Genomic DNA, 11218 nt, shown 5'->3' with positions numbered 1-11218 from the left:
CCACCATGGCGTTCTGATCGTAGTTATAAGCCTTGAAGCGCGGCATGCTGACCACTCCTCGTCCGTTTCCTCGATCCTACCAAAACTTAGTCGTCAGCGGAGTTTTTCTACAGGCTCAACGCCTTGCTAAAGTGCAGCTAACCCACAACTATAACTAAGCAAAGCCACGTAAACTTTGAAACCAACCAAACCAAAAGTGCCAAAGGTTAGCTGCCAATCTCGAGCAAATTTTCAAATGAATTACTTTGAGTAATTCGCATGATTCATGAGTGAAAAGGTATCCATGCACTTCACTTTCTCATTAAGTAAACTCAACTCATGCTGAGCATACTTTGCCGCGCCGATTAAATCTGGATATATTGAGGCATGATGAACATTCATTTGTCGTAAGTTTGTTAAAACTCGAACTCTTTCTACATCAGGCAAGTGGATTTTAAACATAACTGGCTTATCAGTGATTCCTTCCCATCTTTCCTCTATCCAGCTTTCGAAGTTAAGTCCTATCGGTTGCTTGGTAAAGACACCCGATTGAGACAGCAATCTTGGATTATGGTCAGTGATTAAGTTCACAAATTTAAATTCTTCTTGAGCGGTTTTGTTTTGATTAAACACTTCCATTTCTTCAGCTATGTATTTATGTACTGCCCAAACCGTACGCTTACCAGTAGAAGAAGGAGCATCCTCTTCAAATGCAAAGAACAAAGCAATGTAGCTCGCAGTAGTCCAGTCTAAAAGTGGCGTTGCCAATCCATTATGTTGTCCAATAGCCCAAATCTCGTCTTCATTGCTCTCTATTTTTTTTACTACATTAGACCTTCCTCGTAGAGATCTTGTAAAGTCACCTAGCAACGTTTCATATGTACCACTACATCGACTATCAAGCGTTTGGGAGAAACGATCTAATGTCGTGTTCAGACCCCAGCTTGAATCTCGTTGCCCCCTAAAATAAAGACCAAAATTCTGAGACCAATAGCAATCACAAAACTCTACAAACTCCAACCATGAATTAAGATCTATTTCAACTATTCCATTTCGGACATTAGACCTTTCATGTAAATTACTCATTACTACTCCGTTCATTTAACAGGTATTAGACAGCGCGTCCTATAACTGGATGAACACGCCGACATAATTGTCCAAAAATACAGCCCGCCACTTTCCCACAAATCCCTCACTCTTATATGTATTAATTTTTAATAAGTGACATAACCAATACTTACCCCTCTGATGCTTGTGCACACCTCCACACTGGGAGGTTACCTGTCTTGCTATTTCTCTCATCCACCCTACCAAATCCAGCTTAGCACAGGGTTCTTAGGGCGGCTGACTATCTAAGCTTTGGGCTTTCAACGACCATAAAAAAACCCGCCAATCGCCAGCAGCTTTCGCTGTTTGACGATGGCGGGTTAGGTGATGCTTAGAAAGGTATTAGCTAAGCGCTTCCAGCGACTCCTCAATAATGCTCAAACCTTCCTCCAAAACCGCAGACGACACCGTCAGCGGCACCAGAATGCGGATGCTGTTGCCGTAGAAGCCGCAGGAAAGAAGGATCAGGCCTTGCTCGCGGGCCTTGGCGCAGAGCGCGCCGGTCATTTGCGCGTCCGGCTTGCCGTCGCTATCAAGCAGTTCAAACGCTGCCATGGCGCCTAGCTGGCGGCCGTGAGCTACCGCAGGGAAGCGTTCTTCCCAGACGGCGAAGCGTTCGGCCAGCATGTTGCCCATCTGCTCGCTGCGGGCCAGGATATTCTCTTCTTCGATGGCTTCGATCACCGCCAGCGCTGCCGCACAGGAAAGCGGGTTGCCGCTATAGGTGCCGCCTAGAGAGTTGGGGCCGGAGGCGTCCATTACCTTGGCGCTACCTACCACGGCAGATAGCGGCATGCCGTTGGCCAGGCTCTTGGCGGTGGTGAGAATGTCCGCTTCGATGCCGCTGTGTTCCAGGGCAAACAGCTTGCCGGTACGGGCAAAGCCAGACTGCACTTCGTCGGCGATCAGCAGAATGCCATGCTCGTCGCACAGGGCGCGCAGCGCTTTCAGGTAGTCCGGCGAGGCGATGTAGAAACCGCCCTCACCTTGTACCGGTTCAATCACGATAGCCGCCGTGCGTTGGGGGCGATATCGGTTTTGAACAGAGTGCGAATGGAGTTCAGCGAGGCTTCTTCGCTGATGCTGGAGTTTACTTCGAACCTTTTTAAGAACCGGGCCAAGGTGAAGGAACAAATCGCTGCGCTACACCCTGGCTTTGGGACAATGTTATAGAGCCGACACTGGTACTGATGGGGCAAGCTCACGCCTGACGCTTGCTAGCGGCGGGATTACTAACAATAGAGTCAATACTACTGTCACGCCAATACCCCACGCTGCCAGACTAAATCCTCCAAGGGAGATCAGACCACCAGAGATAGCTGGCCCTACGGCTAGGCCCAGGCTAAGGAAACTGCCTGCCGCAGCGGCCACACGGCCCTCACGGTCGAGTTCTGCCGCCAGACCTGTTAGATAACTAAGGGCATAGAAGTAGGTGAGACAGATAGTCATCACACCAGCGGTATAAAGAGTCATAGAGTATTCGCCAAGCACATAGCTAAGGCTCGTAGCGCCTGTCAGGAGAATTGCCAAGATAACTGGCATACTCATACCAAATCGCTTACCGACCATCGCCGCAATGATTGGTCCGAGCAGACCAACAAACGCTTGAAGCGATAGCAATACGCCCAGTTCTTCACCGCTGTATCCGACCGTTGTGCCTATGCGCTCGACGAACGCCCAGCCCATGGTGTCGCGAGCCTGGAAGACAAACATGGCCAGCATCATGCAGATCGCTGGTAGGCTTAGCAGAACGTTGCCAGAACCTTTGCTATTGCTTTGTGTCAATGAATCGTACTCGGTAACTGGCGCTCTCTGGACCATCATTGGGATGGTTAGCAGCATAACCGTCATAGTCGCGGCCATGGCGTAATACAGTCCTGGTAAGCCAAACTGCGCCATGACCTTGGCATAACCCAGCATCACTACGATCATTAGCAACACTGACAGCACGTTCATATGAGCTGCAACGCGGTTCGGATTCTTGGCGATCGAGACGGCGGCGTTGCCGCACGCCAGTGCAAGGCCGGCACCCATCCCAGCAAAGCAGCGCACTACAGTCAGAATATAGATATTCTCGATGTTAGCACTTACTAGGTTCGCGAAAATGGCCAGTATGATTCCTACTAGAGCCAAGGTCCGCCGAGGTGCTCGGCCCATGAAGGGGGCGATTATCAGTGAGGCCAGCATGGTAAAACCAAATTCTGCCGACATCAGCAAGCCTGCCTGTGCTTCATTAAGCTGTAGGTCTTGCATGATAGCGCTTATTAAAAAGGGCAAGGCCCAGAGACCAAGTAAACCGACGCCGTAGGCAGAACCTGCGGCGGAGAAAACTAGGCTCCAGCTCTCGGGTAAAAAGTTGCGCATTGTTTTCATAAGTGTTCCCTGTGATGAAGCACGTCAGTGGGTAAAAACGCGCCAAAATTGGCACGAATTTGATACTTCTTTGTTATTGCTGGCTCTCGTCGACCGGCGTGCCATCGTCGTATTGGGACAACCAGGAGACCATGGCTTCGCGATAGCGGGTAAAGCCTTTGTAATCAACCAATTCCTGATCCAAATCACGGATTACCCGATGCATGCGCTTGGCCCATTGCGGAGCGTATTCGGCCAGTTCCTCAAGGCTGACTAGGTACGTACGCACTGGGAACAACACCGCATTGCTGCGCGGCAAGCGATGCAATGGCTGCAGCTCGATACGCAGGTTTACTAGCTTGCCAGCATTTTCCGCAGTCACCTGGGTCCGCTCAGGAGCCCAATCCGGTAGAGTTTCAGCTGACGTTTCTAGGCGAGGATTGACGGTGACTGACCAGTTGGTGCGGCGCACCGGGTGGCCCGAGCGCAGGCGAAGCAGGAACTTCAATGCCCTTTGTAGAATGCCCATTTCATGCAGCTTAGGGACTGGCCCGTGAAACTCCATAAAGCTCATACCCAAATTAAAACGCAGCGAATAATCCGCTCGCTGGGTGGCCATACCAGCTCCCATGACCAAAGTGTCGTCACGCTCTTCAAGGAGTATGAACTCACCTTGAGCCTGTCGAGTGATGTACTCCATAGGCTCCATTGGGAGAGTGCTGGCATCTCCGAAGGTGAAAGTATCATCGATTTGCAGAGGGCGATTGATCCAGTGCCACTGAGTACCGTTCTTCTCCAGTGTGAAATGCTCTGGAAAATCTCGCGAATAAGATTCCATTAATAGCTCTAGCAAATCCCACTGAGCCTCCATCATGTGGGGCAGAGCTGAATAGTGGACGCCCGGCTGGGCATCAAGTGTCTGTGCACGGTGATGGCATTCCGAAATATAGTGTTCGTCAATATCGAATTGTGCACGGAGTGCACCGTTACCAGTAGAAACATGAGGTTCGACATTCATCGAGTACATGTACTGATCTTCCGGATACGGAAAGGGTAGACGCAGAACCGCCTCGCGGCTGTTCTCGAAAGTATGATTAGAGGCTTGATCGGCATAGGTCTCGATCGGCTTGAATACAGTCATCTTGTTTTTCTCCTGTTAGAGGTCTACGACCAGACGGCTACAATTAGCCCGCGATACGCAAGGCATAAACTTACGCTTGCTGAGTTTGTCTTCCTCACTGAGCCAGTCGTCGCGGTGATCCAGTTCGCCTTCGATTTCCAGCACATTGGCTTCGCAATAACCACAGGCACCACCACGACACAGGTAAGGCAATTTGTAGCCGGCCTGTTCTGCAGCCTCGAGCAGTGATTGTTCGGAAGGCACTTCGATGGTCACCCCCTGCCGCGCGAGGGTGACGCTGAAGGGTTGTCCAGTAGACCCTTGCTCGACGAAGCGTTCGAAGTGAATGTGGCTGTTAGTCCAGCCCAAGTCATGAGCCCTTTCAATGGTTTGCTCTATCATGCCGTCTGGGCCGCATACATAGACGTGACTACCAAGCGGGCGCTCGGCAAGGAGGTCATGTATATCCATGGGCCCATCCTGCCCCTGAATGTAAAGATGTACACGCTTGCCATATCGAGCCTGCAGCTCCAGGCCAAGAGCTGAGTGCTCCGGGCCTCTTACAGCCAAATGCAGTTCAAAGGAAGCCTGCTTAAGTTGCAGCTCTTCCAACTGCGAATACACCGGAGTAATCCCAACGCCACCCGCAATAAATAGGTGATGCCGAGCATGCTTGGCCAGAGGGAATAGGTTTGCCGGGTGCATGATTTCCAACAAGTCGCCTTCACAAACTTTGTCGTGCAGCCACTGAGAGCCGCCTCGGCTTTCAGGAGCCCGACGCACGGCGATTTGATAGGCACTGGAATCATAGGGTGAACTCATTAATGAGTAAGCGTTGCGATAAGTCTTGTCACTATCCTTGAGAACCACGACCACATGGCTACCGCCGGAAAAGGCTGGCAAATGCTTATCGTCAGGGTCGATAAGGGTGAAGCGTTTTATCTCAGGCGTGAGGCACTCAATGCGGGTAACGCGGACACTTATAGTGCCGTTTTGATTATTCATGTATCAAGCTCCTCTGAAGCTGGTAATTCGCCCGGTACTTCACCGTCAGCCTTAACACCTTGGAAAGCAGCCAGCCTTCGTGAATAGTGATCGCGTACCACCAGATCGAAATGGCAGCCGGGGCAAGTGAACACCCGATGAGTCACGTTTTCGGTATAGGTATCGCAGTGGACGCACCAAACTCTTCGCACAAGAGTGCCGCTGTGCTCACGCAAAACTTCATCGGGGGTCAGGTCGACGGCATTGGCCGCTTGCATAGCAGTGCCTATGAAGCTCTCCGAACCGCTTAAGTAGAGTCGGGTGCCCATATGAGCCTCATTCAGTTTCTGCGCCAGGGCTTCCATCAACGCTTGGTTGCTGGCGAAAACTTCAAGGCCGTTAGTTTCTGTCTCTTGCAGTGCTTGCAAATGGCTATGACCCGAGAATGTCTCCGTAGAGTAGAAAAGGGTGCTTTGTTGCCGTTGTGTGGGCGACATTTCTGCGTACAGTCGCAGCATTGCCTCACCACCACTGCCTTGACCTGCGATCAGGTGGCTCGTACCGCTGGACATTGGGCTCAGACGGTCATAGACCGGACGGCTTTTGATACCGGTAATAAGCATCGTGATATACCTCTTAAGCCGTTACCGCATAAGTGTTGCGGCAACAATGAAGTTTGGTTCTCAAACTGCTGCAAGATAAAAAGCATAATCTGTGCCATATTACATATGAATTTATATGTTTTATTTTATGGCCATTTTAATGCGCCTTTAACAAGCCGGAGTCTTTTATTTGATTAAGCAAGTAAACATCAAAGAGTAAGATCTGCACCTAATTGGTGCGATACGCACCGTATCAGTGCTTAAACATCACATGACGTACACAGGTGTAATCTTCCAATCCGTACATCGACATGTCTTTGCCAAAGCCGGACTGCTTCATACCGCCGTGCGGCATTTCACTCACTAACATGAAGTGAGTGTTGACCCAAGTACAGCCATACTGCAGCCTTGAGGCCAAACGGTTGGCACGACCAATATCCTTGGTCCATATTGAAGAGGCTAAACCGTAGTCCGAGTCGTTGGCGTAGGCCAAGGCCTGCGCCTCATCGCTAAAGCGCGTTATGCTGACAACGGGTCCGAACACTTCACGCTGTACAATTTCATCTTCCTGGCGCGCATCAGCTAGCACAGTCGGCTCGAAAAAGAAGCCTGCTCCCTCGACTCGCTTACCGCCTGTCACTACACGGATGTGAGGCAAGGCTTTAGCGCGTTCGACAAAGCCTTCAACGCGCTGTAGGTGATCAAAGGTGATCAGGGGGCCCAATTCAGTCTCGGGATCATCCTGCAGACCATGGCGCAGAGTGGCCACTGCCTCACCAAGCTTGCTGACGAAAGCGTCGTAAACGCCATCTTGAACGTACAGGCGGCAAGCTGCAGTGCAGTCCTGGCCGGCATTGTAGAAACCGAAAGCACGGATACCTTCGACGGCTTCATCTATGTCAGCGTCATCGAAGATCAGTACAGGGGCTTTTCCACCCAACTCCATGTGGGTGCGCTTCACGCTGCTGGCTGTACTGGCAATGATCTTTGACCCGGTAGCGACTGAGCCAGTCAATGAGACCATGCGCACCTTGGGATGATTAACTAACGGCTCTCCTACACTGGGACCGCATCCGGAAAGGATGTTTACTACACCGGCAGGAAAGAGGTCGACCATGAGCCGCGCCAGCTCCAAAGCAGTTAGCGGGGTTTGTTCGGATGGTTTGAGCACTACGCAGTTACCAGCAGCTAGGGCGGGGGCTAGCTTCCAGGCGAGCATCATTAATGGGTAATTCCAAGGCGCGATAGAGGCGACTACTCCAAGCGGATCGCGACGGATCATTGAGGTGTGCCCTGGCAGGTACTCACCGCCAGCAGAGCCCGTCATGCAACGACTGGCACCAGCGAAGTAGCGAAACACATCAGCGACAGCTGGAATCTCGTCGTCAAGTGTTGCCTGGTAAGGTTTACCGCAGTTCTGCGACTCTAAACGCGCCAGGCTCTCCGCCTCAGCTTCTATAAGTTCTGCTAACGTTAGCAGCAATCGGGCGCGCTCCTTAGGTGGCGTCTGCGACCAGCTTTCAAAAGCTTGATCCGCTGCGACTACAGCAGCGTCAACCTGCTCTTTGCTAGCCTCAGGGATTTTCACCAACACCGTACCCTCTGAAGGGTTGTACACAGCGTACGGACTACCCAGCCCTTCTACTAACTGCCCGTTAATCAGCATTTGGGTTTGCATGATGCATTCCTAGGTTATTATTGCCAGAAGGACAGCTGGTGGTTGATAGCACACCAGTGACCGCAAAACTAAAACATTTAAAACTATATCTTAATCTTTTTACATTTTCCAACTGACCTGTCAATGAGAATTTGAGATGGAAAAAGGCAATGAGATGGGTAGATTGATAGCCAATGCTTCCCTAAAAGATAATAAACTAGGTTTTTTGTCTAAAGCCTCAGATAAGCTTTACAAATGCTTCAATAGGAAGAGGAAATGACCGCGCAGGATATTACCCGCAATACCGCGTTTATCAGGTTGCGCCAGGAAGGACGGACTGATGAGGTGACGCGAAGACTTGTTGAAGCCATTGAGCTCGGCTTATTTGCCGAAGGGCAGCAGCTCCCTAGTGAATCGGAGCTGGCCCAGCAGCTGGGTGTCGCTACCGTTACGCTTCGAGAAGCATTGATTACCTTGCGGCAACGCGGCCTGATCAAGACTCGGCGAGGTCGCAACGGCGGCAGTTTCGTTTGTGCGCCGGTCGAAATGCCCGAAGAATTACTATTGCAGCGTCTGCGCGAAATGAGCGGCCCCGATCTGCGTGACCTTGGCGATGAGCAGACCGCCGTTTCTGGCACCGCTGCGCGGCTCGCAGCTAAGCGCAGTTCACACGAACAGCATGAGCGCATCTCTCAGCACATCGAAACGCTTAGCCAGGCAAGTTCACGTTTGGCCCGGCACCGAGCTGATGCGCGCTTCCATATTGAGGTAGCAGCCGCCGCTCAGTCGCTACGTCTCACCAATGCAGAGATGCGACTGCAATCTGAGGTTGGAGAATTGCTCTGGATGGAGTCCGCAGGCGGGGGAAATATAATGGAGATTGAACAGGAGCATCGGGGCATACTCCAAGCACTGACGTCTGGTGATTCAGTGTTGGCCGGGGCTCTGGCTGAGGCCCACGTCACCCGTGGTATAAAACGTCTTCTAAGTTTGCGTCTCGAACTGATGGCTGAGGCTAATGAGGTCTAACCGTTAGATTTGGCACGCTTATTGCAAAATAAATGTTAGACGAGCCTACAAACTCGAAGAACCGAGCCATACTAATTCATATCATAATAAGAAAGCTGAACTGCGTGAGGTAATGACATGTCTCCCCTAAGCGATAGCTATCCTGTGTCGAACTGCGCCCAGCAGCTCGAAAAAACATTACAAACAACTTTCAGCCAGGTTCGTCAATTAGTAGAGGAAACCCAAGCACTTTGGGAACGCGTGGAAGCCGCGGGCCGTCAACCTACCGCTAAGGACTTAGCCTCGCTGCGTCCTGCAATCGACCAACAGCTGCTGGCCCCCGGTACGTTCAGTTGCGGCGGTGGTATTGTTGTGGAACCGTTCTGCTTAGCCGACCGGGAAATGCATTTAGAGTGGTGGTACTTAGCTGATACTGACCAAACTCTACCCTTGCGCCCAAATTTCGACCAGTGCCGGGAAAATTACTACGACTATACTGAGATGCCTTGGTACTGCCGACCAAGGAATACTGGCAAAAGTGTAGTGGAGGGGCCCTACATCGACCTGTATGGCACCAATATGTACGTGCTGACTTTCACCATGCCAATTCTAGTTCAGGGTCGCTTCATCGGCGTTGCTGGGCTGGATCTGTCGCTACATAGTGTTGAACGTCGTCTGGTACGCAGCCTAATGCGCCTGGAACATGAGGCGATGCTGGTATCCTCAGATGGCCGAATCATAGCGTCCAACACTGCTAACTGGATGGTCGGCGACCTCACTTCAAATCTGCTGAACAGCACGCCCTTGAGCGGAAATAGACTGGCCTTGACAGAGACCGAGGCAGGGTGGTCGCTGGTAACTTTGCCTGGTCTACGCAAGAGCGTTTAGCATACTTAGTACCTCTTACAATAGATTGAACAGTGGTTGTCCGGTGGCTCGCTCTTTGACTCTCTGAGACTTTTGTACCGCTCCTCCGCTTGACTATGTCGAAACCGAAGTAGGAGGCAAATTCCATATTAGAGTCAGAGCCACAGCAATCAGCCATGTTTATTAACCTAAAAACCCGTCCATCGCCATCAGCTTTTGCTGTTGACGATGGGCGGGTTAGGTAATGCTTAGAAAGGTATTAGCTAAGCGCTTCCAAGGACTGTTCGATAATGCTCAAGCCCTCTTCCAATACCCCAGAGGAAACCGTCAGCGGTACCAGAATGCGGATGCTGTTGCCGTAGAAACCACAGGAAAGCAGGATCAGGCCTTTTTCGCGGGCTTTGGCGCAGAGTGCTCCGGTCATCTGCGGGTCGGGCTTGCCGTCGCGGTTGAGCAGTTCGAACGCCGCCATGGCGCCGAGCTGGCGGCCGTGGGCGACGGCGGGGAAGCGCTCTTCCCAGACGGCGAAGCGTTCGGCCAGCATTTTGCCCATCTGCTCGCTGCGGGCCAGGATGTTTTCCTCTTCGATCACCTCAATCACCGCCAGCGCCGCTGCACAAGAGACCGGGTTGCCGCTGTAGGTGCCGCCTAGGGAGTTGGGGCCGGAGGCGTCCATTACCTTGGCGGTGCCGACAACGGCAGAGAGCGGCATGCCGTTGGCTAGGCTCTTGGCGGTGGTGAGAATGTCCGCTTCGATGCCGCTGTGTTCGAGCGCAAACAGCTTACCGGTACGGGCAAAGCCGGACTGCACTTCATCGGCGATCAGTAGAATGCCGTGCTCGTCGCACAGGGCGCGCAGGGCTTTCAGGTAATCCGGTGAGGCGATGTAGAAGCCGCCTTCGCCCTGTACCGGTTCAATCACGATGGCCGCCGTGCGGTGAGGGGCTATATCGGTTTTGAACAGCGTGCGGATGGCGTTCAGTGAGGCTTCTTCGCTGATGCCGTGCAGCGGGTTCGGGAACGGGGCGCGGAACACGTCGCCCGGCATCGGGCCGAAGTCGTTCTTGTAGGGCAGTACCTTGCCGGTCATCGCCAGGGTCATCATGGTGCGGCCATGGAAGGCACCGTCAAAGGTGATGATGCCGGTGCGGCCAGTGGCGGCACGGGCGATCTTTACGGCGTTCTCCAGCGCTTCGGCACCGGTGTTGACCAGCATCGCTTTGCGCTCAGGGCCGCGCACTGGCGTCAGTTCGCAGAGCTTTTGGCACAACTGCACGTAGGGCGCGTAAGAAATCACCGCCGCGCTGGTGTGCATGACTTTCTTGAGCTGCGCTTCGACCGCCGCGACGATTTTCGGGTGGCGGTGGCCCAGGTTCAGCACACCAATGCCGCCCGCGAAATCGATCCAGCGGTTGCCGTCGGCGTCCCACAGTTCAGCGTTTTCTGCGCGCTCGGCAAACTGAGTAGTCGGCGTGGCGGCACCGTTGGCCACGTAGCGGATTTTCAGGTCGTTCAGTTCTTGGTTAGTCATCATCGTTCTCT

General features: G+C 52.5%; 9 protein-coding genes and 1 pseudogene. 2 read left to right on the top strand and 8 right to left on the bottom strand.

The window, feature by feature from the left end:
- Positions 1-240: 240 nt before the first annotated feature.
- From V8L71_RS09895 to V8L71_RS09865, 7 genes and pseudogenes are all read right to left on the bottom strand, one after another.
- Positions 241-1065, bottom strand: coding sequence for an FRG domain-containing protein (locus tag V8L71_RS09895; protein ID WP_336274025.1), 825 nt, complete (start codon positions 1063-1065; stop codon positions 241-243).
- 363 nt (positions 1066-1428) lie between these two features.
- Positions 1429-2168: pseudogene (locus V8L71_RS09890) on the bottom strand (aspartate aminotransferase family protein); the annotation flags it as partial.
- A gap of 85 nt (positions 2169-2253) precedes the next feature.
- On the bottom strand, positions 2254-3459 hold the full coding sequence (locus tag V8L71_RS09885; protein ID WP_336274024.1) for an MFS transporter: 1206 nt from the start codon (positions 3457-3459) through the stop codon (positions 2254-2256).
- 73 nt (positions 3460-3532) lie between these two features.
- Complete coding sequence (locus tag V8L71_RS09880; RefSeq protein WP_336274023.1) at positions 3533-4579, bottom strand: heme-dependent oxidative N-demethylase family protein; 1047 nt, start codon at positions 4577-4579, stop codon at positions 3533-3535.
- 15 nt (positions 4580-4594) lie between these two features.
- On the bottom strand, positions 4595-5563 hold the full coding sequence (locus V8L71_RS09875) for a PDR/VanB family oxidoreductase (protein ID WP_336274022.1): 969 nt from the start codon (positions 5561-5563) through the stop codon (positions 4595-4597).
- On the bottom strand, positions 5560-6165 hold the full coding sequence (locus tag V8L71_RS09870; RefSeq protein ID WP_336274021.1) for a dimethylamine monooxygenase subunit DmmA family protein: 606 nt from the start codon (positions 6163-6165) through the stop codon (positions 5560-5562). Before V8L71_RS09870 ends, V8L71_RS09875 begins: the two co-directional genes overlap by 4 nt.
- Positions 6166-6397: 232 nt before the next feature.
- Positions 6398-7822, bottom strand: coding sequence for a gamma-aminobutyraldehyde dehydrogenase (locus tag V8L71_RS09865; RefSeq protein ID WP_336274020.1), 1425 nt, complete (start codon positions 7820-7822; stop codon positions 6398-6400).
- A 255-nt stretch (positions 7823-8077) separates the two neighbouring features.
- On the opposite strand from V8L71_RS09865, the gene V8L71_RS09860 reads away from it, so the two are divergent.
- Together V8L71_RS09860 and V8L71_RS09855 are read left to right on the top strand one after the other, a co-directional pair.
- Entirely contained in the window at positions 8078-8830 is a 753-nt protein-coding gene (locus tag V8L71_RS09860; RefSeq protein WP_336274019.1) for a FadR/GntR family transcriptional regulator, read from the top strand.
- Positions 8831-8947: 117 nt separating this feature from the next.
- Positions 8948-9697, top strand: a complete 750-nt coding sequence (locus tag V8L71_RS09855; RefSeq protein WP_336274018.1) for a PDC sensor domain-containing protein — start codon at positions 8948-8950, stop codon at positions 9695-9697.
- Positions 9698-9935: 238 nt separating this feature from the next.
- Here V8L71_RS09855 and gabT read toward each other — a convergent pair whose 3' ends face one another.
- Positions 9936-11207, bottom strand: coding sequence for a 4-aminobutyrate--2-oxoglutarate transaminase (gene gabT / locus V8L71_RS09850; RefSeq protein ID WP_336274031.1), 1272 nt, complete (start codon positions 11205-11207; stop codon positions 9936-9938).
- Positions 11208-11218 lie beyond the last annotated feature (11 nt).

The organism is Vreelandella indica, from assembly GCF_037070225.1.
GTDB classification, from domain to species: domain Bacteria; phylum Pseudomonadota; class Gammaproteobacteria; order Pseudomonadales; family Halomonadaceae; genus Vreelandella; species Vreelandella arctica.
Note: the sequence above shows the minus strand (reverse complement) of the source record. Positions and strands in the feature narration are given on the sequence as shown.

Coding starts and splice junctions, on each gene's coding strand:
- V8L71_RS09870 (WP_336274021.1), bottom strand. CDS start 6,165: ATGCTTATTACCGGTATCAAAAGCCGTCCGGTCTATGACCGTCTGAGC.
- V8L71_RS09860 (WP_336274019.1), top strand. CDS start 8,078: ATGACCGCGCAGGATATTACCCGCAATACCGCGTTTATCAGGTTGCGC.
- V8L71_RS09880 (WP_336274023.1), bottom strand. CDS start 4,579: ATGACTGTATTCAAGCCGATCGAGACCTATGCCGATCAAGCCTCTAAT.
- V8L71_RS09885 (WP_336274024.1), bottom strand. CDS start 3,459: ATGAAAACAATGCGCAACTTTTTACCCGAGAGCTGGAGCCTAGTTTTC.
- V8L71_RS09895 (WP_336274025.1), bottom strand. CDS start 1,065: ATGAGTAATTTACATGAAAGGTCTAATGTCCGAAATGGAATAGTTGAA.
- gabT (WP_336274031.1), bottom strand. CDS start 11,207: ATGACTAACCAAGAACTGAACGACCTGAAAATCCGCTACGTGGCCAAC.
- V8L71_RS09865 (WP_336274020.1), bottom strand. CDS start 7,822: ATGCAAACCCAAATGCTGATTAACGGGCAGTTAGTAGAAGGGCTGGGT.
- V8L71_RS09875 (WP_336274022.1), bottom strand. CDS start 5,563: ATGAATAATCAAAACGGCACTATAAGTGTCCGCGTTACCCGCATTGAG.
- V8L71_RS09855 (WP_336274018.1), top strand. CDS start 8,948: ATGTCTCCCCTAAGCGATAGCTATCCTGTGTCGAACTGCGCCCAGCAG.